The following is a 21,060-nucleotide window of genomic DNA, read 5'->3' as shown; positions in this document are numbered from 1 at the left end:
CGGAAGCATGAGCGCAATAAGTCAAGTCATGCTTGCTAAGCAGCTCACGTCGCCTCCCGGCCTCACCAGCCGGCAATGCTTGGTCCGTCGAAGTCGGCGGGTCGCTCTACGGCGAGATGCGGGTCGAAGTGACCGCACTCCGGACAGCGGTCGCCGCCATCGACCGGGCGCATCACGACGTTGCAGTCGGGGCAACGCGGCCGTGCGCCGAAGTCGAGATCGTTCACTGCCAGCGCAAGCCCTCGCGCGAACTAGTTAGGCCGCAGCTGGCTCGAGGACCGACAACCCCTGTGCAGACGGTGCCAGCTCCAGCACGGTTTGGTCGGACTCCGTGAAGAGAGGGAGGCCGCTGGGAGCAGAGTGCAGCGCCCGCGCAAGCCGAGCGAAGCTCGTGCGTGCGTTCAGCGTGCCCTTGCCCGCGAACGACACCGGGACCTTGCTCGCATCCAGTCGCAGCGTGCTGAGATCGTCGAGCAGCCCCACCAACTGTGACTGCCGCTCGGCCAGGCCAGACAGTTCCGCCCGAAGGACGTTCTCGACGTGCGGCAGCGAACGATCAGGGTTCGAGAACTCCGCCGCGATCTTCTCCAGAACGACCACGCGTGCTCGGAGCGCGAGGGCTTGGTACGTCTGCCCGACCATCCGCTCGAACTCCTGGATCGGGTTCTCACGATTGCTGACGAGCGACTTCATCAGGTCGGGGCCGTAGACGCGGTCGGCGTCTGCATGCTTCGCCGCGATCTCCAGCCAGCCGTCGAGCCGCTCGATGTAGGAGTTGGTAAGGGAGTCGAGCTCTCCGAACGCGTGGTTCGCGGTGTTGAGAGCCGGAAGCGTCGCCTGGTCGAGCAGATAGCCAGCGACCTTCCGCGCCTGCTTCTCAGCCGTCGTCAGCACCGAGCGCTCCTGCTTATCGAGGTGCAGCTGTACTCCCGCAACCGCGTTCTTGATTGCGTCGAGCTTCATGTTCATCTGGTGCTGCGCGAGCATCTCAGCGGCCATTGCAAGGCCCACGGTCGCGATCAGCGGACCAGCAGCCACGGTGGCGCCAGTACCCGCCGCTGCGGCCGGGACGAGGCGCGCGTGCCCCGCGATCTTTGTCGATCCAGCGGCACGAACCATGCCCCGGAATCCACCGCCGACCGCAGGCACGAGGTCTCGGGCAGCCGCGCCCGTCGGCAGCACGACCCGATAGAGCCCCTCGCCAGCAGATGCCGCGCGATTGATCTGCCCGACGGCCTGCCCGATCGCCTTAGCGAACGCACCCGTGGTCGGTGCCACCATGCCCGACGCCGTGCTCTTGGTCGGGGCCACCGGGCGCGTGATAAGTAGCGCTTCCCGGTTGAGCAGCATGCGGAGCATCGCCTCGGTGCTCGGCTCTGCGCTCATGGGCACGAGCGGAACAACGACAGCTTCTTCAGGCTCCATGCTTCCTCCAGATCGATCTCCTGCACATTCTGTCAGCAACCGCGGACATAGCTCCCGCTCCTGCGTTCGACGAAGTCTGAAGCGCCTGTAAGTCTCTGAAGTGGCTGGCCTGGGGTCGGCTGGCAGGGTGGGTGCTGGTGCTCCGTCTGGTCGTGACTCTTGAATCGCCTGGCCTCCCGCTTCGGCGGGGTGCCTTTCCCAGGATCTGTCCGGCCGGGTGGGTGCCGGCGCCGACCCTGCCCACTCCGATGGCTTGATCAGAAGCTTGCCCGACCGTTCACGGCGGTCGTGGCCCATTACAGGCCTGCCTCGAAGTGACCATTCCCGGGTCGACGCCAGCAGTGACGTCAACCCAGTGGAGAGGATCACGGTCACCATGACCATCGTCGCAAACACGTTCGCGTATGTCATCGGCGCGGACACCCATTCCAGAACACACACTCTCGCCGTGCTCGACGCGCGCACTGGCGCCAGAGTGGACACTCGGACCTTCCCGACGACGCCGGCGGGATTATCACGCGCGGTCGCGTGGATCGCTCGGCGCACCAGCGGGCTGGCCGATGTGCTCGTAACGATCGAGGGCGTCGGCTCGTATGGCGCCCGGCTCGCGAGAGCATGCCAGGACGCCGGCTACCGGGTCGTGGAGTCGTTCCCGACAGCGGCACGTGAACGTCGCGGACGAGGCAAGAGCGACGAGATCGACGCGGAACTGATCGCCCGCTCCGTGCTCGGCGTCGATGCCGACAACCTCCGTGATCCGCGTCAGGACGCGGGAGTCCGCGCGGCGCTGCGGGTGCTGATCGGCGCCCGCGACCTCATCAACCTCGAACGCACCAGGTCGATCAACGCCTTGACCGCGCTGCTTCGAACGGTCGACCTCGGCATCGACGCCCGCGCCTCGCTCACCAAGAAGCAGCTCGCGGCGATCGAGTCCTGGCGCACGCGACAGGAGGACCTCGCGACCGCGACAGCCCGCCGGGAAGCGATCCGGCTGGCCCGACGGGTTGCCGTCTGCGATGAGGACCTCGCTGCTAACCGTGACGCGATCACCGCGCTGGTCGCCGCCAGCGACGCCGCAATCCTGCTCGACGAGCCCGGGATCGGCGCGATCAACGCGGCCGTGATCATCGCCGCCTGGTCACACCCCGGCCGGGTCCGCTCCGAAGCAGCGTTCGCCGTGCTCGCCGGCGTCAGTCCCGTGCCCGCCTCGAGCGGAAACACCACCCGTCATCGCCTCAACCGAGGAGGCGACAGGCGTCTGAACAGAGCCTTATCGTCGATCGCGCTGACCCGAATGTCGCACCACCCGCCGACCCGCGCCTACGTCGAACGCCGACGAGCCGAAGGACGCACCACCAAGGAAATCCGCCGCTCACTCAAGCGATACATAGCCCGCCAGCTCTACCGCCGCCTCAGCGAGCAGAGCGGACTTGACAACACATAGAAGCATCCTGGGTCTGATGGAGACTCCTGACCTTGGAAACGAGGATGGAGTTATGCCCAAAGAACTGGCGAATGGGAAGCCGACAACGCGTCGCTACTCGAGCGAGGAGAAGGCCGCCGCAGTGCGGATGGTGAGAGCGCTGCGCGCTGAGCTCGGCGTCACGCAAGGGTGGGGTGTACCAAGGTTCTTGGACAGCTCTCTTTGAGAGAGGATCAAGAGCATGTCATCGGTATCGAGGCGGAAGTTCAGTCCGCAGTTCAAGGCTGAAGCGGTACAGCTGGTCATCCAGTCGGGCCGTCCTATCGTGAAGGTCGCGGGTGAGTTGGCGATCAATCCCGGGACGCTGGGCAACTGGGTGAACAAGTACCGCGCCGAGCACGGCAACGACGAGAAACCCGAGATGTCACCGGCGGACCACGCGCGGCTGGCCGAGCTGGAAGAAGAAGTACGACGGCTGCGAATGGAGAATGAATTCCTAAAAAAAGCCGCGGCCTTCTTCGCGAAGGAGCAGGGCTGAACGAGAAGTCGGCCCTGATCGTGTTTCGCCGTAGCCGGGCTCAACACCCATCAAACGCGCTGCTTGCGCGCGGCGAGGAAGCGCTCCACCCGTTCAGAGCGAGTGACACCGACCGGCACCGACCTGTTCTCCAACGCCGCCGACGCCCGCGTGGAACGCAGAGCGGCACGGTGAAGCGCCTCACGAGTGACGTCCTTGCGCTTCATATGCTCACCTCCGGGAAAACAGGATCGACTTCATTCTATCGTGCCGACTCCCTTCTGGCGGGGCGCGGTACACGCCCCACCCCAGGCACTTCCCTGGCCAGCAGTTGGGCGGACACCGACCTGCTCCGCGAGAATTGATCGCGATGGCGCATCCCGACGTGATGTGCCCGTGACGGGAGAAGGAAGATGGCATCCGAGAAGTTCGAGGCACCGGATCTTCAGAAGTTCATCGCCTCGCTGAGGCCCGACGCTGATGACCTGGACGATCTCTGGCGGCGCCCCGAGCCGCAGCTCCTCGCCGTCCCCGCAACGGTGCGGGGTTTCCGCATCCGTATCGATCTGCAGCGCACGAAGCCGCCGGTGTGGCGACGTGTCGAGGTGCCCGGCGACATCCTCCTCCCGCGGCTGCACGAGGTGATCCAGGCGGCGATGGGATGGACCGACAGCCACCTGCACCGCTTCCGCACGAGCAACGACCGAAACCCTCCCGAGTTCCTCACCCAGTTCGACCTCGACGAAGGCGACGAGGGGATGCTCGAAGACGACGTACGTCTCGACCAGGTCGTCGCTAACGAGGGCGACCGCCTTTGGTACGACTACGACTTCGGCGATGACTGGAAGCACCTCCTCCGCGTCGAGAAGGTGCTCGACGACCCTCCATCGGCTCCGGTATGCGTCGGCGGGAAGCTCGCCTGTCCACCAGAAGACTGCGGCGGCGTCTGGGGCTACAGCGAACTCGCGGATTGGGTGCGCAGCGACTACGACGACACGCTCCGCCCTGAGGTGTTCGACAGTGCTGAGGAAGGACGCGCATGGCTGCCCGACGGCTGGCACCCCGATGTCTTCGATATCGATGAGACGAACGAACTGATCGCCGCAGCCACCGCGGAGCCGATCCCGGTCGTCGAGGAACTCGAATCTCTGCTCGAACTGGCGCAAAACCGCGGCGCACGCGGCCTGCGCAACGCGCTCGCGCATCCCTCTGCTTCCGGCGCGACCGATGTCAGCACCGACGATGCTGCTGATCTCACCGAGCCGTTCCGAGTGCTCCTCGACGTCGTCGGAGACGGCGTGACGCTCACCGGCGCCGGCTATCTGAAACCCGCCGTCGTCGAGCAGATAGCACATCGCACAGGCATCACCGAATGGTGGATCGGCAAGGCCAACCGCGAAGACCTCACCTGGCCCGTCGCGGACCTGCGCGCCACGGCGCGAGCACTGGGGCTCGTGTCGGTGCGCAAAGGCCGCATTGCTCCGACTCAGGCCATCGCAAGACGTAGAGATGACCCGCACGCGATCCTGAGGCACATCACCGGCCGGCTCCCGCTCGGAACAACCCCTGCAGAGCGGCACGCCGGATGGATGGCACTCGCCGTCGTCGCGAACGAGACACCCGCGGAACTGTGGGAAGCGAGCATCAGCGAGCTCCTCTTCGACCTCGGCTGGCGCGACCGTGAGGACCCCTACCGTGTTCCCTCCCCCGACAGCCTCACGCTCGATACACTCAACCTGCTCGCGGGCACGATCCGCGCGAGCTGGAGGCCTAAGGGCGTGAACGCCGCCGTCGCAGCCATCGCCCGGGGCGTCATACGGGCTTGACCGTGTGGTCACCGGATCGGCTGCGGCTGAGCCCGACGAAAGCCGTCACAGGTCGGTCGTACCTGTAGTGGATTCTGTCGGCTCAGACGGTGCGCCGGATGCCGTGTGCCAGTTCCGTTCGACGGGGCTCCACAGGGCCTTGGCGTCGAGCCCGTCGAGCACCGGGTCGACGAAGTCAGCAACGACAGCGACGGTGTCGGAGAACCTCTGCGGCAGACTCGCGCCTGCGTCGCCGAGCCCCCTCCGGTAGGCGACATAGGTTGAGTCTCGGAGCACGGCGAGCCCCTCGGTGGCCCGCGCTAACGGAATCAACGTGGTCCCGCGGAAAGTTGCGGTCGCCGTGAGCGCGTCGCGCAGTTGCCCGCACTGGAGAGCCTGTGTGCCGGTCAAGAGGTGGATGTCAGCGAAGTCACGCACGCGCGTGTTCGCTCGTCCCAGTTCGATCGCGGTGACGAGTTTCTCTGCGAGCACCGTCTCGATCGGGTAGCCCAGGATGCGGATCGGCGGAGCGTCCGGCCGCAGCGATGGCAGCTCAACTGTTCGCGGGGCCGGAGTGACGGGGTCGCCGAAGTTGATGTCGAGCCGCAGTTTGACCTGCGCTGTTACGAGCTGTGCCGTCATCGTCACCCGCACGCCGGAATACAGCGCGTCGTCACGAATCACCGCAGTGGTGACTGTGTCGGGCAGGAACTCCACGCCGTCGTCTGGGTCTTCGATCGCGGCGATCTCGGCCACACGACGGGCCACGGTCTCTTGATCAGAGGCCATATTACGAGCGAGGGCGTCGGCGTCGACCGTGGGACGGCGGGTGCCGAACGAAGCCAGCAACATCCCGCCCTTCAGGATGAAGTCCTCGGCGTACGGTGAGCGCGACATCCGCGACAGCCATCGCTCGACGATGTACATCGTGAGCAGTTCCTGCGTGCCGCGCTTCTGGCGGCGAGCCTGGTTCTGCAGGTCGAGGTATGCGCGCCCTGCGGCGCTCTCTCGCGTGGGGCGACTCATCGGGCACTCGCAACATCGAGCGCAGCGCGCATCGGCCCAAAAGTCCCCAGCGCCTCCGCGTACTCCAGCAGCAGTGCCGGTTTCGAGTTCGGTGCCGCCAGGTATCGGTGAAGCGCGGCGTGCGCGATCGGTTCGCCAAGGCGTCTCCGGAACCGCATGAGATCCACCACAGTCCTCGCCGCGTCGTAGATGCGCACGGGCTCCCCCGGCCCCGCCTCGAACGCGGTCACACCGAGTTCGAACGTTGCTTCATCGAAGCGAAACACTGTCACGGGCGGGTAAGCGATCACCGGCGTATGCGACCGTTTGGGAACCGCGATCTGTACCGACGCCGGCATCTCATCCGTCAGTTCGTGGATTGCTGCCGCCGAGACGCAGCACACGATCGCGCGAGGAGCGCGGTGCGTCACGGCGATCATGTCGGGGGAAGACGCCGGGGGCGCGTCTGCTCGCCGGAAGACCCCACGCGAGAGCTCGATGATCTGCCCGCCATCTCGCCAGGCATACAGATCTCGCGGATGCACACCGTGCGCCCGCGAGGTCTCCGTCGTGAACGTCGACGGGAGCGACTCGTCCAACTCCTTCATGGATACAATCCTCGCACAGAACGCTCAACTATGTGTGGTTTTTATCCACCACTGGTCACTCCGTTGCGCCCAGCGTCAGGCAATCTCTCGCCGCTCCCCCTGGCTACGCCATAACGGGGATCATGTCAGTGCGCGTCGCCACCGAAAACTCGACCTCTTCCGTCTCGGTCTCTGCGTTGGCGCCCAAAGCAGTGAGCTTCGCGACTTCTCGACTGCTCAGATACCGAAAGCTCTGCGCTGGCTGGAGATGCAGCAGCCGCTGCGTGCATCCCAAGCGACTGCCAGAACCCATCGATTCCGTAGTCAGCACGGCAGGCAGCCGTGAGGAAAGATCTACTGGGGTGGAGGCTGATCGCTTCCTCGACCAGCGACTTCGCGATCCCGCTGCCTCGCGCATCCGCACCGACGCAGAGGTGAACGAGCTTGATCAGGTTGTGCCTTGGGATGTCGTAAAGCAAGTAGGCAACAATCGTCCCGTCACGACGACCGAGTAGGAGGCCCGCATGCTTCGCCCGATCTCGGAAAGCGGCGTCGGGCATCGGGCCGAGAGTGGCTGGAACACGGTAGGCGAGGCGCCGAGCCCGAGCCCCCATATGATCGCGGCGACAGCCATTATGGCGGGGGTGTCGGTGATGGCGAGGAGGAGCATGCCGATCGTGAACGCCGCCATCGCGGTCAGCGCGACCAGGCGCAGGTGCCGGTCGATGACGACGCCGGTGAGAAACAGACCCGCGATCGCCGCGACGCCGACGGTGAGTAGGAACGCGCTCACCGGCAGCGGATCCCCCCGCGCGGTGAGGTACGGGGCGAGGTAGGTGTAGAGGTTCATATGCCCGAGCTGGAACGCGCCGGCGCCGATCAGCAGCGCGGCGATACCGGGGACCCGCAGCGCCGTCCACGGCGAACGGCTCGGCGCGCCCGTCGGGGGCACGGTTGGCAGGACTCGGGTTCCTGCGGCGGCGAGGGCGAGGGGGATGCCACCCATCGCCAGTGACAGTGCTCGGCCCTGTCTATTGCGGCCGACCAGACGCATCGCGTATCCGGCCAGGATCGCCCATTGCAGAGCCGCGGCTGCGCCGCCGAGCACGCGGGCGGCGAACGCGAGCCAGAACACAGGAGAGAGCGCGGTGATCAGGTTCGCGACCGCGACGCCGGTTATGGTGGCGATGATGAGCGTCTTGCGGGGCGCTCGGCCAGTGGCGGCGACCAGCGGGATCGCGGCGAGCATCGACGCGCCCGCGTAGGCGGTGAGCAGCTGCCCGGTGGCCGCGTCGCCGGCATCGAGGCTGCGCCCGATAGCGGGCAGGAGGCCGGCCGGGATCGTTTCGGTGAGCATGGTCAGGAAGCCGGCTGCGGCGAGCAGGACCAGCCGCCCCAACGGAAACCGGCCCGTATCTGATGGTGCTGTCATCGGCGGTGGATCTTCCCGTTGCTGCCCTGCGCGGTCGGGCGCAGGACGAGGCGGTCGATGTTGACATGCGCGGGCTGGTCGAGCACGTACTCGACAGCGCGAGAGATGTCGGTCGGGGTCAGCGGGTCGAGCCCGGTGAACATCTGCGCAGCCCGATCGGGGTCGTTCGGGAAGCGCTGGGTGAAGAACTCGGTGTCGATCAGGCCGGGTGCGATCTCGGTGACGTTCACGCCGGCGCCGAGGAGTTCGTTGCGGAGCGTCTGCACGATCGCCGATTGGGCGTGCTTGCTGGTGCTGTACCCGGAGCTGCCCTCCAACGCCTGGAACGCGGCGGCGGAGGTGATGACGACGATCGTGCCGCGCCCCTGCTTGACCAGGCGCGGCACGAGCGCGCGGAGCAGGTGCATGGTGCCGAGCACGTTGGTACGCCACATCCATTCCCAGTGCTCGGTGTCCGACGCCAGCACCGGAGCCGAGCCGCGGGCGCCGCCGGCGGCGTGCACGATGTCGTCGAGCGGTCCGACACTGTCGGCGAGCCGGTCGACGGCGGCCTCGTCGCTCACGTCGACGGGCCACGGGCGCACTGTCGGGTGTTCGGCGGCGATCGCGTCCAGGCGGTCCGCCCGGCGTGCGACCGCGTGCACCGTGTGGCCGGCCCGCGCGAGACGACGACAGAGTTCCCGGCCGACGCCGGAACTCGTGCCGGTGACGAGTACCGTCCGGCGGCGCTCCGGCACCGCGTCGAGCGAGGGATCTGAGGCAGGGGTGTGCGGCATGAAGGGCTCCCTTCTCTGTGCGGCGGTGCGTGGCGTGTACACCGCGGTCAGGGCGGAACTGTGGTCAGCGAGCGGCGATGGCGGCGCGGGCGACGCCGGCCGCCGACTGCGGGTTCTGCCCGGTTACCAAGCGCCCGTCGGTGACGACGTTCTCGGTGAAGTCCGGGCCGGGCACAGGGGTCGCGCCCTGCGCGGTGAGCGCGTCGGCGAGGAGGAACGGCACGACATCGGTGAGGCCGACGGCCGCCTCCTCGCTGTTGGTGAAGCTCGCGACCCGCTTCCCGGCCACGAGCGGACTGCCGTCGGAAAGCGTGAGGTGCACCAGGGCGGCCGGGCCGTGGCATACCGCCGCGATCACGCCGCCGGCCTCGTACACCGCCCGGCCGATGCGGGTGATGTCGGGTGCGTCCGGGAAATCCCACATGGTGCCGTGCCCGCCGACGAAGAACACGATGTCGTAACCTGCCGGGTCGACCTCGGCCAGGCTCGGGGTGTGCTGCAATTGAGCGGCGACGTGGGGGTCGTGCAGGAAGGCCCGCTGAGTCGGATCCTGCTCATCGCGGCCGTCCTCAGGCGGGGCGCCGCCAGCGATCGAGACGAGGTCGACGGTGTAGCCGGCGTCGGTGAACACCTGCCACGGGTCGGCGGCCTCGCCGACGTAGAAGCCGGTCTTGCGGAGGCCGCCGAGGTCGGCGTGGCTGGTCAGAACGAGAAGGGCGCGAGGCGAATCGGACATGGGGGCTGCTTTCTCATCGGAACGGAGGATGACCCCGAACAGGTCACCTCCGACCGTAGAAACCAGCTCCGCGTCGCCGGTAACCGAGAACCCGACAGGGGGTATCGGGATCCCGATAGGCGCCTCAGCCGGCCGCCTGTCCGATCTCGACGATCGCCTCCCGCACCGACGCGACAACCGGGTCGAGATGGCCAGAGGTCTTGCGGGTCGCCACGTACAGCGTGTTCAACGGAGCCACCTCCGGGGAGTCCAGCGCGACGAGGGCGCCCGAGGCCAGGTGCTCGCGCACGAGGTAATCCGGCAGCACCGTCATGCCCGCACCGCTCAGCGCCAGTCGCAGCAGGGCGCGCAGATCCGGGGCGATGATACGAACCGCCAGGTCGTCCGGCCGGCGCCCGAACACGCTGCGCCAGTACCGGCGGATGATGGGCAGCTCCGGGCCGTAGGCGAGCAGCGGGACCGCCGCAAGGTTCTGCTCTGCGCGGGCGGCCCAGTTGGGGTGGGCGACCAGCGCGAACTCCTCGTCGTAGACCGGCTCCGGCGACAGATCCGTGCCGCGAACCGGGAGGGCGCTGACGAGCACCTCGATCTCCCCAGCGTGCAGGTCATCGATCAGATCCTCCGCCAGACCGAACCGCGCCATAACCCGAATACCCGCGGGCAGCCGGTCGGCAAGCCCCGGCAGCACGACTTCGGAGAGGAACTCGGCCGGGCCGCCGACGAACACGATGCGTTCAGCACAGTCGGTCTCCTCGGTCAGCGCGGCGGCAGCGGCGAGCGCGTCCACCGGAGCCGCGATCCGCGCCGCGAGCTCGATCCCGCGCTCGGTCGCGCGAACCCCGGAAGGCGTGCGGTCCAGTAGCGTGTAGCCCAAGTTCCGTTCCAGGCGGGCAACCTGCTCGGACACCGACGACTGCGCGACTCCGAGTTCGTCCGCGGCCGCCGAGAATGATCCTGCCCGGTGCACCGCGAGGAACACCCGCAGCGCATCCCACGACATCACCGACCGCACACCGGGCTCCCGACGACATCGTGCTTACTCATGAAGACATTCTCTCGCGTATGGCAAGGGCGGCGCCAACAGCAGACCAGGCCAGGCAGAGGCGAGTACCCCGCGGGACTGTGTCAGTAGTCGCGCCTGGATGGGCTTGTTTCTGCGGCTCATGTCCTGCTGGTTGGTTACTCCGTCATTGCTCAGCGCGCCGAGCCGTGTAGGTGGAGAAGATGTTGGCGAACTCGCGGATCGCGTCTTGTGCGGCGTCGTCGTCTCGGGTTGAGAGCCAGGACGTCGTCAGCCCGGAGAGTGCGGCGAGGATCATCTCGGCGAGTCTCTCGACCGGGATCGCGTAGTCGACGTCGGCGTGCGAGGCGAAGCGCCGGAGGTGGGCGATGAGGCGGTCACGGTAGGCGCTCTGCTCCCAGGCAGGAAGCTCCTGCAGTGCAGGGTCGCGCAAGGCCAGGGTGGTCAGCTCCGTCAGTACGATCTGCGCCTGCGGGTCGTGCTCGACCGTGCGCCAGTAGGCGATCATCAGCGCGTAGATGCTGTCGTGGATGCTGCTGGCGTTATCGATCGTCGCCCATGCTTGATCCAGATCGACGTTGATGTCGGTCGAGAACAGCGCTGTGTAGAGCTCTTGCTTGGAGCGGAAGCAGTAGTGGAACGCCCCGTGGGGCATCCCCGCCTCTGCGCAGATCGCCCGCGTCGTCGCCGCCTTCACCCCCTCGCGCTTCATCACCTGCAACGCCGCCTCGGTCAGCAACCGCCGCCGCTCGTCCGCACTCAGGTGTAAACGTGCCGTTCCTGCCTCATCGTCGGTAGCCATGACCTCATCATACCGGATACTGGCCGAATGCCTTGGTCGCTTGACTTGGCCAGATGGGCAAATTAGATTGGAGGGCATCGCCGCCGACGTGAGGAGACTCGAATGACCACTGCTGCTGCTCCCCGTGCTGGTGCTCGTGAGTGGGCGGCACTGGCTGCCTTGACGGTGCCGGTGCTGCTGATGAGCATCGACCTGACCGTGCTGGCGATCGCGATCCCCGAGCTGAGCGAAGACCTCGCCCCGACCGGCACGCAGCTGCTGTGGATCGTGGACATCTACGGGTTCTTCCTCGCCGCACTGCTGGTGCTCATGGGCAACATCGGCGACCGGATCGGCCGACGCCGACTCCTGCTGATCGGGGCAGTCGCATTCGGGCTCGCCTCGGTGCTGGCCGCGTTCGCGTGGTCGGCGGAGGTGCTGATTGCCGCCCGCGCGCTGCTCGGGATTGGCGGGGCTACGCTCATGCCCTCCACGCTCGCGCTGATCCGCAACATCTTCACCGACCCCGCCCAGCGCCGCCGCGCCGTCTCGGTCTGGGTGGCCGCATTCGCCGGCGGCGCCGGCCTGGGCCCGGTGGTCGGCGGCCTGTTGCTGGAGAACTTCTGGTGGGGATCGGTGTTCCTCATCAACGTGCCGGTGATGCTCGCCCTACTCATCGCCGCCCCGCTACTCATCCCCGAGTTCCGCAACCCCGCACCGGGCCGCTTCGACCTACTCTCCGCCGGGCTGCTGATGGCAGCGATGCTCCCCGGTGTATACGGGCTCAAACACGCCGCCGAGTACGGCTGGGATCTCCCAGCGATCCTGTGGCTGACAACAGGACTCGCGCTCGGCGTCGTCTTCACGCTGCGGCAACGCCGCCTGACTGACCCATTGATCGACGTGGCACTGTTCCGATCCTTGCCATTCAGCGTCGCCGTCATCGCCAACATCGCCGGAGTCTTCGCGCTGACCGCCCTGCTGTACTTCCTGCCCCAGTACCTCCAGCTCATCCTGGGCCACTCGCCGCTCCTGGCCGGACTCTGGGCGCTGCCCGTCGCCGTCGGAGCGATCGTCGGCTCTCTCCTCGCCGCCACGATCGCCCGCGTCGTGCGCCCCGGCTGGCTGATCGGCGGCGGGCTGATCGTCGCCGCGGGCGGGTACCTCACGCTCAGCGCCCTCGACCTCGACGGCACCGCCTGGGTCGCATTCACAGGCGGTGCGCTCATCGGGGCCGGGATCGGGATCGCTGACACCGTCTCCAACGACGTCATCGTCGGCACCGCCCCACCCGAGAGAGCCGGAGCCGCCGCGGGCATCAGCGAGACCGCCTACGAACTTGGCGGCGCGCTCGGCACCGCCATCCTCGGCGCCCTCGGCACTAGCCTCTACCGCACCGAGGTCAGAGCCGGATTGCCGGACACAACGCCGCCCCAGATCGGTGACGCCGTCACCGAAACGCTCGGAGCTGCCGTCGCCACCGCCCAGCAGCTCCCTGCGGACCTCGCCGAGACGCTGCTTGGCATCGTCCGCCCCGCCTTCACCGACGCAATGACCACCGCGTTCACCACGGCAGCGATCATCGTCACCATCATCGGCATCGGTGCGGCCGCGACACTCGCACAGAACCGCACCACCAGCACACAGGGCGATCCACACAGCGACCACTGATCACTGCTATCCCATTGTCCGTACCGCGACCACCGAGCCGAAGGCCGACTCGTCGAAGGGCAAGTCGTCACGAACTGGATGAAGGCACTCGAGCAACTCGCGCTCGTCTATCCCGAGCGCATCGAGCCCTACCTCTGAAACCGAGACCCCGACTCCTTACACACACAACTTGACAAGCTCGAGGTCCGTCGCCAGGCGTGGAACGAGGCCCGCGGCGCCGTCCGGCAGCGCCGGGCCGGGCGGGCCGGCGGGCACGCCAAGGCGCTCAAGCACGCCCGGTACGCGCTGTGGAAGAACCCCGAGAACCTCACCACCCGGCAGCAGGCCAAGCTCGCCTGGGTCGCCAAGACCGACCCGCGCCTGCACCGGGGCTACCTGCTCAAGGAAGGACTGCGCCTGGTCTTCCAGCTACCCGCCGACGAGGCCGAAGCAGCCCTGGAACGCTGGATCGGCTGGGCCCGACGTTGCCGCATCCCCGCCTTCGTCGAGCTCCAACGCCGCATCGTCAAGCACAAGGCCTCGATCCTCGCCGCGATCGAGCACGGCCTGTCCAACGGACGTATCGAGTCCGTGAACACCAAGATCCGACTCATCACCCGCGTCGCCTTCGGCTTCAAGTCCCCCGAAGCCCTCATCGCCCTGGCCATGCTCAACCTCGGCGGCCACCGACCCGTCCTACCGGGCCGGAAATGACCCACGGATCAGTCAGGAGAGCCCAAATTGACGGAACCGTCCGGCCTCCCGAAGTTCAGATGGCCGAGTCCTCGCGCGGTGGTGGCAAATTGACACCGCCTGCAATCCCGGGGTTCGTGGTGGTGCAAGATTTGCGCCACCACGGTGGTTGGGATTCCGCACCGCCGCCGCACGCTCATGGACTTGTGGTGCAGGTACGTTACCTCTCCTCTCGCACAGGCAACAAGGCTTCGGTGAGAAGGTACGCGGCTCGTCCCGCGAGACCGGCGAGCCGCATGACTCACGTCCCAAGGATCGTGTCGAGGATGTCGGCGGTGACAACATCGACTTGCTCGGCGGTGATGACGTAGCTGTTGCGGGTGACCATCTCGTTCGCGTGCCCGAGCAGCCGTGACGCGATCGTGAGTCCGGCCGCGCGCTCCACGAGTGTCGCGGTGGTGCCCCGTGCGCCGGTAGATGTGCGTCGAGTACTCATCGACCTCGACACCGAGGCGCACGAGTTGGTCGCGGTTGTCGTCGATGAACGAGCGCAGCAGGCGTTCGTAGTTCGAGACACTCATCGGCTTGCCGGTCTTCGTCGGAAACAGCAGTGCCTCAGGTCCTCGCTCTGCGAGCGCGAGTCGGCGTCGCATCGCGTCGGCTGCGAGAGCTGGCAGCGCGACGCGGCGACGCTGTCGGGTGCGTTTGGGTGCGTTCTTGCGCTGGACGCCCTGCACCTTGTTCTGGATCACGGTGCCGTCGATCAGGATCGTCGGCGGGGCGGTGGTCATGTCCACGTCGCAACGGCGCAGGCCGATGCACTCCCCCACGCGGGCGGAGGTGCCGAGCATGATGTCCATGCCGTCCACGAGCGCCCGCCAGTTGGGGCGCGGCCCCATGCCCTCCGTCTCCCGCCACCGGGTCATGAGGTCGCGGATCGCCTCGATCTGCTGCGGAGTGAGCATCGAGGTCTTCTTCTCCGGCGTCGGCAGTCGGGTGACGTCGCGTGCCGGGTTCGTCGGGATCGCGTCGTCGCGCACGGCGAACCCGCAGATGAGCGAGAGCACCGAACGGGCTTTCCGCGCCGCGGATACGCCCCGGTCGGCGAGGAGGTTCTGGATGATCCGGTCGCAGCGGCCGACCGTGAGCGCCTCCAGCGTGACGCCGCCACAGACGGGGACGAGGGTGAGACGGACGGTGGTCTCGTAGTTCTCATACGTCGACCACGACAGCGTGCCGTTCTCGGCGCGCACCTTCACCGTCGGCAGCCATGCCTCGGTCGCCTCCTGGATGGTCGATGCGGCGGTGACAATGGCCTTCGTGTGCGTGGTCAGCGTCTTCGCGCGTGACAGCAGCTCCTCGCGGGCCGCAGCTTCGGTGACTGCTTCGGCGCGGAGCTGCACCAGCTCGCCGGAGTCGTCGCGCATCCGGGCGCGTGTCCGCCACTTGCCGTTCGCGAGCTGGGTCACCTGCACCTGGCCGACCTCGCCCGCGGCGATCTTCGGTCTAGCCATGACGCTGCTCCCGCGCCCAGGCGAGCACGTCGTCGCGGTCGTACTTGACGTGTCGGCCGAGCTTGAGCCACGGCGGTCCGGACTTCGTGAGTCGCCAGCCTTCGAGCGTGCGCTCGGGCACGCCCAGCAGAACGGCGACCTCCGCCTGGGTCAGGAACGCGGGCTCGACCTCGATGCGTGCATGAACTTCCATGCCTGATAGGTGCGGAGCGCGTACCCATGCGAAAGAGCGGGGCCGAGTGCGTACCTCATCAGCAGAGACGACCGCGAAACGCGCCCCGTGGGGGTTTCTGGTCACCAATCTGGTCACTGGACGCCAGATCGGGCCATCCGATGGAGTGCGGAGGGAGCCGGACTTCCTAGAGAACTCTAGCGATTCGTTGCTGGGGTACCTGGACTCGAACCAAGAACAACTGAACCAGAATCAGCCGTGTTGCCAATTACACCATACCCCAAGGGCGAAACCGGAGCCTCGCACCGAGGTTCAAGCTTACCCGACGGGCGCGCACGGAGCAAAACGGCGGCGGTGCTCCGCGCGTGGCGGATCAGACCTCGACGACCCGGCCCGACTGCTCGGGCTCGATCCACTTCGCAAGGTCGAATCCCTGCTCCTCCGCGGTTGCGAGGAACGATGCTACCACGTCCGTATCGATCCGCGGCTCGCGCGCCAGCAGCCAGAGATGCTTGCGATCCGGGGTCCCGACCAGGGCATGACGGTAGTCCTCGTCGACGCGCAGCACCCAGTAGTCGGCGCGGGTGAACGGGATCCAGCGCAGTGCCTCGGGCAGGAAGCTGACGCGGAGGCGTCCGGGGTGATCCGCGTCGCGGAGCGCTTCGCCGATCGCCTGGGTGGGTTCGCCGTCCTTGTTCAGGCAGCGGTTGTCCACGCGGACCGTGCCGTCGGGGTTCAGGGAATACTCGGCGGTGACGTCGCGCGCGTCGTCGTCCTCGAAGCGCAGCGGCAGCCGGCCGATCTCGTACCAGAGGCCCAGGTACCGGTCGAGTTCCAGCGCCGGCACCGAACGCACGTCGCTCATGTCGTCCCCCGATCTGTCGGTGTGGCCAGGGTACCGGGAACTCGGAGTGTAGCGAGGCGTTTCGTCTCGCCTGCGGCTCGCTCAACGACCGGAAGGGGCCAGCCGGAAGGGCGAGGCGTTTCGTCTCGCCTGCGGCTCGCTCAACGACCGGAAGGGGCCAGCCGGAAGGGCGACCGCCCCGCCTGGGCGTGCGACTTGCCTGCGGCTCGCTCGACGACTGAGAGGGACGTCTCGCTTCGGGGTCAGCGACCGGAAGCGAGGTGGGCGGAGAGTGCGCGCAGGCGGCGCAGCGTCTCGTCCTTGCCGAGCAGCTCCATCGACTCGAACAGCGGCGGCGACACGCGCCGGCCGGTGATCGCGACCCGCGGCGGACCGTACGCGACGCGCGGCTTGAGGCCCAGGCCGTCCACGAGCGCCGCCGAGAGCGCCGTCTGAATGGCATCCGGAGTGAACTCCGCGACCTGCTCCAGCGCCGCGACGCACGCGTCGAGCACCTCGCCCGCGTTCGCCGGGAGGCCCTTCAGCGCGTCGTCCTCGTAGGCGACCTCGTCCGCGAACAGGAACCCGAGCATCCCCGGGGCCTCGCCGAGCAGCTGCACCCGCTCCTGGATGAGCGGCGCGGCGCGGAAGGCGAGCACGATCTGCTCGTGCGTCGGCTCGCCGCCGAACACCCCGGCGTCGGCGAGGTACGGGATCATCCGCTCCGCGAAGTCCTTGCCGTCCAGCATCCGGATGTGGTCGCCGTTGATCGACTCGGCCTTCTTCTGGTCGAATCGAGCCGGGTTCGGGTTGACGTCGGCGATGTCGAACGCCTCGATGAACTCCTCGAGCGAGAACACGTCGCGGTCGGGACCGATCGACCAGCCCAGCAGCGCGAGGTAGTTCAGCAGGCCCTCGTGGATGAACCCGCGCTCGCGGTGCAGGAACAGATCCGCCTGCGGGTCGCGCTTGGAGAGCTTCTTCGTGCCCGTCTCCCCCAGCACCAGCGGCATGTGCGCGAACCGCGGCACGAACGTCGTCACCCTGGCCTGGATGAGCGCGTCGTAGAGCGCCAGCTGGCGCGCGGTCGACGGCATCAGGTCCTCGCCGCGCAGCACGTGCGTGATGCCCATCAGCGCATCGTCGACCGGGTTCACGAACGTGTACAGCGGCACCCCGTTGGGGCGGACCACGACGAAGTCCGGGAAGGACCCGGCCGGGAAGGTCACCTCGCCGCGGATCAGATCGACGTAGGTGAGATCCTCGTCCGGAACCCGCAGACGCAGCGCCGGCTGACGGCCCTCCGCCCGGAACGCCGCCTTCTGCTCCTCGGTCAGATCGCGGTCGTAGTTGTCATAGCCGAGCTGTTTGGCGCGCCCGTTGGCCTCGTTGCGGGCGTCGATCTCCTCCGCCGTGGAGTAGCTCTCGTACACGGCGCCGGATGCCACGAGCTTGTCGATCACCTCGCGGTAGATGTCGTGCCGCTGCGACTGCCGGTACGGCGCGTGCGGACCGCCGACCTCGACGCCCTCGTCCCAGTCGATCTTCAGCCAGGTGAGCGCGTCCACCAGCTGCCGGAAGCTCTCCTCGCTGTCGCGCGCGGCATCCGTGTCCTCGATGCGGAACACGAGCTTTCCGCCGGTGTGGCGCGCGTACGCCCAGTTGTACAGCGCCGTGCGGACCATGCCGACATGTGGGAGGCCGGTCGGCGACGGGCAGAAGCGCACGCGGACGTCGGATCCGGAGGCGGTGGTGGTGAGGGGGTGCGGAGTAGCCATAACCCTCCAATCCTACGGTTCGGCGCGGCGCCGTCCGACCCGCGTCACCCGGATTCGACGGGGATGTCGGTGAGCCGCCACCCCGGCGCGCGGTGGACGGCGATGGCGGCGGTCTGCTCCAGTCGCACCCTGCCCCCGCCGGCGGCGACGACCTCGTCGAACGCGCGGCGGAACCGGGCGCGCTCGGGTGCTGCCAGGTTCCGGTAGGCCGCGCCGGCGCCGGCGACCCCGCCCTCGACCGAGGTCCACAGCGTCTCGGCATCCGGCGTCCACGTCCAGGTCAGCTCGGTCACCTCCGGCCGCCAGCCGGCGTCGCGCAGCATCCGTTCGAATCCCGCTGCCGTGCGCTCGAAGTCCTTGTCGGCGGGCAGCGGCGTGCCGGATGCCGGCTCGAGCCCCGCCCGTTCGAAGACGTCCAGCCAGAGCGCCGTCGGCGATCGGGTCCAAATCGTGGCGGCGACCGTCTCCGCCGCCACGCGGCGCAGTTCGGCGGCGCCGGCGCGCGGATCCGCGACGTGGTTCAGCACGAAGTTCGCGGTGACGGCATCCGCAGCCCGGTTCGCGAACGGGAGATGCGGCAGCCCGCCGGCGACGATGCGGAGGTGCGGATGCCGCTGCCGCGCCGCCGCCCGCATGGACGGCTCCGGCTCGCACGCGACGACCCGCCAGCCCGCATCCGACCAGGCGGCCGCCAGCCTGCCGTCGCCGGCGCCGACGTCAAGCAGCGTGCGGCCTCGTCCGGGGCCGAGCAGCTCCCGCATCCGCTCCCCCGTGCCGGCGCACAGCGCGGCGTACGAGGCGGCGTACGCGGCGCCGACCCCCGCCCAGCTCATGCCGGCGGACGGATGCGGCCGAGCGGGGCGAGCAGCGTGATCGCCGCGACGATCACGAGCGCCGTCGCCCCGAGACCGCCGTAGCCGAGATGGGTCAGCACGACACCGGCGCCGGCGGCGCCGGCCGCCGCGGTGAGGCTCATCAGCGAGTCGCTCACGCCCTGACGGCGTGGGCGACGCGAGACCTCCGAGGCCTCGGTGAGCAGCGCGGCGCCGGCGACGGTCGCCGCGCTCCAGCCCAGGCCGAGCAGCGCCAGCGCCACCATCACGCCGATCGCGTGCTCGCCGGCGACGATCGCGACGACCAACGAGGCGGCCAGCATGGCCTGGCCGAGCAGCACGACCCGGATGCGGCCCCAGCGGTCGGCGAGCACGCCGAAGACCGGCGACAGCCCGTACATGCCGGCCACGTGCAGCGCGATCGTGAACCCGACCAGGGAGGTGACGTCGGTGGTGCTGCCGTGCCCGCCGTGCGCGGCGTGCGCCATGTGCGCCAGGTGCACCGGGGTCATCGCCATCACCGAGGCCATCACCGCGTGCGACCCGGCGACGGCGAAGACCGCATACCGCGCGGCGAGCGGGTGGTCCTCGGCGGACCCGAGCAGGCCCGCGGTCGTGGGCGTGGCGGCGATCCCCTTGGCCGTCAGCAGCGGGTCGGGGCGCAGCGCGACGAGGTAGAGCACCAGCGCGGCCGACTGAGCGACGAGGGAGAACAGGTACGAGCCGGTCAACGGCGGCATCCCGATCGCCTGCCCGACCGCCTCCCCCGGGGTGAGCATCAGCGGGCCGGCGACGCCGCCGAGCGTCGTGGACCACACCACGACGGACAGGTCGCGGCCGCGGTGCTCGGGCGCGGCCAGGTCGGTGGCGGCGAACCGGGACTGCAGGTTCCCGGCGTTGCCCATCCCGATCAGGACGATCCCGACCAGCAGCAGCGGGAAGGAGCGCACCGCGGCGGCCGTGATCACGAGCACCACGCCGACGAGGGCGAGGAGGTTTCCGGCCGTGAGGGACATGCGCCGGCCACGTCGTGCCGCCAGCCGTGCCAGCGGGATCGCGAACGCCGCCGCGCCGAGGGTGACGGATGCCGTGGCGAAACCCGACAGCGCGTCGTCGCCGGACAGGTCGGCGGCCAGCAGCGCACCCAGCGACACGGTCGAGCCGAACGCGATGCCGCCGAGCACCTGGCCGAGCGACAGCACCCGGACGGTGCGTCGCTGCAGCGCGTGCAGCGCCTCGGCGGTGAGCGCGGTCACGACGCGGGGACGGCGTCGCGCACCGTGTTGCGGAGGATGCCGATGCCCGAGACCTCGACCTCGACGGTGTCGCCTGCGGTGATCTCCCCCACGCCGGCGGGCGTTCCGGTCATGATCACGTCGCCCGGGAGCAGGGTGAACACGGCGGAGGCGTGCGCGACGATGTCGGCGACGGAGTGGATCATATCGGTGAGCGGCGCGTGCTGGCGCACCTCGCCGTTCACGCGGGTCTCGATCGTGGCGGATGCCGGGTCGAGCTCGGTCTCGATCACCGGGCCGAGCGGGCAGAACGTGTCGAATCCCTTCGCGCGCGACCACTGCCCATCCTTGCGCTGCAGGTCGCGAGCGGTGACGTCGTTGCCGACCGTGTACCCGAACACGTAGTCCAGGGCGTCCTCGGCGCGCACGTTCTTCGCGATCCGGCCGATCACGGCGACCAGCTCGCCCTCGTGCTCGGTGCGCTCGGACAGCGCCACCGGCCGGACGATCGCGTCGCCGGGACCGATCACGGCGGTGTTCGGCTTGAGGAACAGCAGCGGCTCCTCCGGCGCGACGCCGCCCATCTCCGCCGCGTGGTCGTGGTAGTTCTTGCCGACGCAGACCACCTTCGACCGCGGGATCACCGGCGCGAGCAGCGCGGCATCCGACAGCGGCACGCGCTGCCCCGTCGTCTCGAACCCGGCGAACATCGGGTCGCCGGCCAGGACGACGAGAGCGTCGTCGTCGAGGATGCCGAAGTGGATGCCGTCGTTGTGACTGAACCGCGCGATCTTCACCCGTCCAGCCTATCCACGCCGCCCGGCCCGTTGCCC

The 21,060-nt window shown here is 68.4% G+C and carries 21 protein-coding genes, 1 tRNA gene and 1 pseudogene; 5 read left to right on the top strand and 18 right to left on the bottom strand.

What is annotated here, in order from left to right; genetic code table 11:
- Positions 1–255: 255 nt before the first annotated feature.
- Positions 256–1,386, bottom strand: a complete 1,131-nt coding sequence (locus JRG78_RS05395) for a hypothetical protein (protein WP_259607985.1) — start codon at positions 1,384–1,386, stop codon at positions 256–258.
- 415 nt (positions 1,387–1,801) lie between these two features.
- Here JRG78_RS05395 and JRG78_RS05390 point away from each other — a divergent pair, with 415 nt between their 5' ends.
- Together JRG78_RS05390 and JRG78_RS05385 are read left to right on the top strand one after the other, a co-directional pair.
- Positions 1,802–2,869, top strand: a complete 1,068-nt coding sequence (locus JRG78_RS05390; RefSeq protein ID WP_259606526.1) for an IS110 family transposase — start codon at positions 1,802–1,804, stop codon at positions 2,867–2,869.
- A 220-nt stretch (positions 2,870–3,089) separates the two neighbouring features.
- Positions 3,090–3,386 (top strand): transposase, encoded by a 297-nt coding sequence (locus JRG78_RS05385; RefSeq protein WP_259607984.1) that lies wholly within the window; start codon positions 3,090–3,092, stop codon positions 3,384–3,386.
- A gap of 50 nt (positions 3,387–3,436) precedes the next feature.
- Here the strand turns inward: JRG78_RS05385 and JRG78_RS05380 are convergent, their stop codons facing one another.
- Positions 3,437–3,592: a hypothetical protein gene (locus JRG78_RS05380; protein WP_259607983.1), complete on the bottom strand. Its 156-nt coding sequence runs from the start codon at positions 3,590–3,592 to the stop codon at positions 3,437–3,439.
- Between the two features lie 186 nt (positions 3,593–3,778).
- On the opposite strand from JRG78_RS05380, the gene JRG78_RS05375 reads away from it, so the two are divergent.
- Positions 3,779–5,191 carry a plasmid pRiA4b ORF-3 family protein gene (locus JRG78_RS05375; RefSeq protein ID WP_259607982.1) on the top strand — a complete coding sequence of 471 codons (1,413 nt, stop codon included), beginning with the start codon at positions 3,779–3,781 and terminating at the stop codon, positions 5,189–5,191.
- Positions 5,192–5,236: 45 nt separating this feature from the next.
- On the opposite strand, the gene JRG78_RS05370 is transcribed toward JRG78_RS05375, so the two are convergent.
- The 8 genes from JRG78_RS05370 to JRG78_RS05340 all read right to left on the bottom strand — a co-directional run bounded on the left by JRG78_RS05370 (position 5,237) and on the right by JRG78_RS05340 (position 11,529).
- The gene (locus JRG78_RS05370) at positions 5,237–6,196 is read right to left on the bottom strand and encodes a nucleotidyl transferase AbiEii/AbiGii toxin family protein (protein WP_259607981.1); all 960 of its coding nucleotides are present in this window, start codon (positions 6,194–6,196) and stop codon (positions 5,237–5,239) included.
- Positions 6,193–6,783 (bottom strand): type IV toxin-antitoxin system AbiEi family antitoxin domain-containing protein, encoded by a 591-nt coding sequence (locus JRG78_RS05365; protein ID WP_259607980.1) that lies wholly within the window; start codon positions 6,781–6,783, stop codon positions 6,193–6,195. The genes JRG78_RS05370 and JRG78_RS05365 overlap by 4 nt, the downstream gene beginning before the upstream one ends.
- Positions 6,784–6,908: 125 nt before the next feature.
- Positions 6,909–7,322: a GNAT family N-acetyltransferase gene (locus JRG78_RS12685; protein WP_432806438.1), complete on the bottom strand. Its 414-nt coding sequence runs from the start codon at positions 7,320–7,322 to the stop codon at positions 6,909–6,911.
- On the bottom strand, positions 7,211–8,194 hold the full coding sequence (locus tag JRG78_RS05360; protein ID WP_259607979.1) for an MFS transporter: 984 nt from the start codon (positions 8,192–8,194) through the stop codon (positions 7,211–7,213). The genes JRG78_RS12685 and JRG78_RS05360 overlap by 112 nt, the downstream gene beginning before the upstream one ends.
- On the bottom strand, positions 8,191–8,970 hold the full coding sequence (locus tag JRG78_RS05355; RefSeq protein ID WP_259607978.1) for an SDR family oxidoreductase: 780 nt from the start codon (positions 8,968–8,970) through the stop codon (positions 8,191–8,193). The genes JRG78_RS05360 and JRG78_RS05355 overlap by 4 nt, the downstream gene beginning before the upstream one ends.
- A gap of 64 nt (positions 8,971–9,034) precedes the next feature.
- The gene (locus tag JRG78_RS05350) at positions 9,035–9,706 is read right to left on the bottom strand and encodes a type 1 glutamine amidotransferase domain-containing protein (RefSeq protein WP_259607977.1); all 672 of its coding nucleotides are present in this window, start codon (positions 9,704–9,706) and stop codon (positions 9,035–9,037) included.
- A gap of 124 nt (positions 9,707–9,830) precedes the next feature.
- Entirely contained in the window at positions 9,831–10,718 is an 888-nt protein-coding gene (locus tag JRG78_RS05345; RefSeq protein ID WP_259607976.1) for a LysR family transcriptional regulator, read from the bottom strand.
- 175 nt (positions 10,719–10,893) lie between these two features.
- A complete protein-coding gene (locus tag JRG78_RS05340) occupies positions 10,894–11,529 on the bottom strand; it encodes a TetR/AcrR family transcriptional regulator (protein WP_259607975.1) in 636 nt (211 codons plus the stop codon).
- Between the two features lie 102 nt (positions 11,530–11,631).
- On the opposite strand from JRG78_RS05340, the gene JRG78_RS05335 reads away from it, so the two are divergent.
- Positions 11,632–13,179 carry an MFS transporter gene (locus JRG78_RS05335; RefSeq protein WP_259607974.1) on the top strand — a complete coding sequence of 516 codons (1,548 nt, stop codon included), beginning with the start codon at positions 11,632–11,634 and terminating at the stop codon, positions 13,177–13,179.
- A gap of 180 nt (positions 13,180–13,359) precedes the next feature.
- Positions 13,360–13,872 (top strand): annotated as a pseudogene (locus JRG78_RS05330) (ISL3-like element ISTesp2 family transposase); the annotation flags it as partial.
- Between the two features lie 8 nt (positions 13,873–13,880).
- Here JRG78_RS05330 and JRG78_RS05325 read toward each other — a convergent pair.
- From JRG78_RS05325 to JRG78_RS05290, 8 genes are all read right to left on the bottom strand, one after another.
- Positions 13,881–15,365, bottom strand: a complete 1,485-nt coding sequence (locus JRG78_RS05325) for a tyrosine-type recombinase/integrase (protein ID WP_259607973.1) — start codon at positions 15,363–15,365, stop codon at positions 13,881–13,883.
- Positions 15,358–15,558 (bottom strand): helix-turn-helix domain-containing protein, encoded by a 201-nt coding sequence (locus JRG78_RS05320; RefSeq protein ID WP_259607972.1) that lies wholly within the window; start codon positions 15,556–15,558, stop codon positions 15,358–15,360. Before JRG78_RS05320 ends, JRG78_RS05325 begins: the two co-directional genes overlap by 8 nt.
- Positions 15,559–15,748: 190 nt before the next feature.
- Positions 15,749–15,820: transfer RNA gene (locus JRG78_RS05315), tRNA-Gln, on the bottom strand.
- Between the two features lie 90 nt (positions 15,821–15,910).
- Positions 15,911–16,402 (bottom strand): lipocalin family protein, encoded by a 492-nt coding sequence (locus JRG78_RS05310; protein ID WP_259607971.1) that lies wholly within the window; start codon positions 16,400–16,402, stop codon positions 15,911–15,913.
- A 242-nt stretch (positions 16,403–16,644) separates the two neighbouring features.
- Entirely contained in the window at positions 16,645–18,159 is a 1,515-nt protein-coding gene (gene gltX / locus JRG78_RS05305; RefSeq protein ID WP_259607970.1) for a glutamate--tRNA ligase, read from the bottom strand.
- A 44-nt stretch (positions 18,160–18,203) separates the two neighbouring features.
- On the bottom strand, positions 18,204–18,992 hold the full coding sequence (locus JRG78_RS05300; RefSeq protein ID WP_259607969.1) for a class I SAM-dependent methyltransferase: 789 nt from the start codon (positions 18,990–18,992) through the stop codon (positions 18,204–18,206).
- Positions 18,989–20,248 carry an MFS transporter gene (locus tag JRG78_RS05295; protein WP_259607968.1) on the bottom strand — a complete coding sequence of 420 codons (1,260 nt, stop codon included), beginning with the start codon at positions 20,246–20,248 and terminating at the stop codon, positions 18,989–18,991. Before JRG78_RS05295 ends, JRG78_RS05300 begins: the two co-directional genes overlap by 4 nt.
- Positions 20,245–21,024, bottom strand: a complete 780-nt coding sequence (locus tag JRG78_RS05290; RefSeq protein ID WP_259607967.1) for a fumarylacetoacetate hydrolase family protein — start codon at positions 21,022–21,024, stop codon at positions 20,245–20,247. Before JRG78_RS05290 ends, JRG78_RS05295 begins: the two co-directional genes overlap by 4 nt.
- Positions 21,025–21,060 lie beyond the last annotated feature (36 nt).

This window comes from Microbacterium sp. EF45047 (assembly GCF_028472845.1).
Classification (GTDB): domain Bacteria; phylum Actinomycetota; class Actinomycetes; order Actinomycetales; family Microbacteriaceae; genus Microbacterium; species Microbacterium neungamense.
Note: the sequence above shows the minus strand (reverse complement) of the source record. Positions and strands in the feature narration are given on the sequence as shown.

What these genes read in the sequence shown, in the direction of transcription:
- JRG78_RS05310 (WP_259607971.1), bottom strand. Translation starts at nt 16,402, where the DNA reads ATGAGCGACGTGCGTTCGGTGCCGGCGCTGGAACTCGACCGGTACCTG.
- JRG78_RS05375 (WP_259607982.1), top strand. Translation starts at nt 3,779, where the DNA reads ATGGCATCCGAGAAGTTCGAGGCACCGGATCTTCAGAAGTTCATCGCC.
- JRG78_RS05355 (WP_259607978.1), bottom strand. Translation starts at nt 8,970, where the DNA reads ATGCCGCACACCCCTGCCTCAGATCCCTCGCTCGACGCGGTGCCGGAG.
- JRG78_RS05320 (WP_259607972.1), bottom strand. Translation starts at nt 15,558, where the DNA reads ATGGAAGTTCATGCACGCATCGAGGTCGAGCCCGCGTTCCTGACCCAG.
- JRG78_RS05360 (WP_259607979.1), bottom strand. Translation starts at nt 8,194, where the DNA reads ATGACAGCACCATCAGATACGGGCCGGTTTCCGTTGGGGCGGCTGGTC.
- JRG78_RS05340 (WP_259607975.1), bottom strand. Translation starts at nt 11,529, where the DNA reads ATGGCTACCGACGATGAGGCAGGAACGGCACGTTTACACCTGAGTGCG.
- JRG78_RS05370 (WP_259607981.1), bottom strand. Translation starts at nt 6,196, where the DNA reads ATGAGTCGCCCCACGCGAGAGAGCGCCGCAGGGCGCGCATACCTCGAC.
- JRG78_RS05365 (WP_259607980.1), bottom strand. Translation starts at nt 6,783, where the DNA reads ATGAAGGAGTTGGACGAGTCGCTCCCGTCGACGTTCACGACGGAGACC.
- JRG78_RS05390 (WP_259606526.1), top strand. Translation starts at nt 1,802, where the DNA reads ATGACCATCGTCGCAAACACGTTCGCGTATGTCATCGGCGCGGACACC.
- JRG78_RS05385 (WP_259607984.1), top strand. Translation starts at nt 3,090, where the DNA reads ATGTCATCGGTATCGAGGCGGAAGTTCAGTCCGCAGTTCAAGGCTGAA.
- JRG78_RS05335 (WP_259607974.1), top strand. Translation starts at nt 11,632, where the DNA reads ATGACCACTGCTGCTGCTCCCCGTGCTGGTGCTCGTGAGTGGGCGGCA.
- JRG78_RS05380 (WP_259607983.1), bottom strand. Translation starts at nt 3,592, where the DNA reads ATGAAGCGCAAGGACGTCACTCGTGAGGCGCTTCACCGTGCCGCTCTG.
- JRG78_RS05325 (WP_259607973.1), bottom strand. Translation starts at nt 15,365, where the DNA reads ATGGCTAGACCGAAGATCGCCGCGGGCGAGGTCGGCCAGGTGCAGGTG.
- JRG78_RS05395 (WP_259607985.1), bottom strand. Translation starts at nt 1,386, where the DNA reads ATGAGCGCAGAGCCGAGCACCGAGGCGATGCTCCGCATGCTGCTCAAC.
- JRG78_RS12685 (WP_432806438.1), bottom strand. Translation starts at nt 7,322, where the DNA reads ATGCCCGACGCCGCTTTCCGAGATCGGGCGAAGCATGCGGGCCTCCTA.
- gltX (WP_259607970.1), bottom strand. Translation starts at nt 18,159, where the DNA reads ATGGCTACTCCGCACCCCCTCACCACCACCGCCTCCGGATCCGACGTC.
- JRG78_RS05350 (WP_259607977.1), bottom strand. Translation starts at nt 9,706, where the DNA reads ATGTCCGATTCGCCTCGCGCCCTTCTCGTTCTGACCAGCCACGCCGAC.
- JRG78_RS05300 (WP_259607969.1), bottom strand. Translation starts at nt 18,992, where the DNA reads ATGAGCTGGGCGGGGGTCGGCGCCGCGTACGCCGCCTCGTACGCCGCG.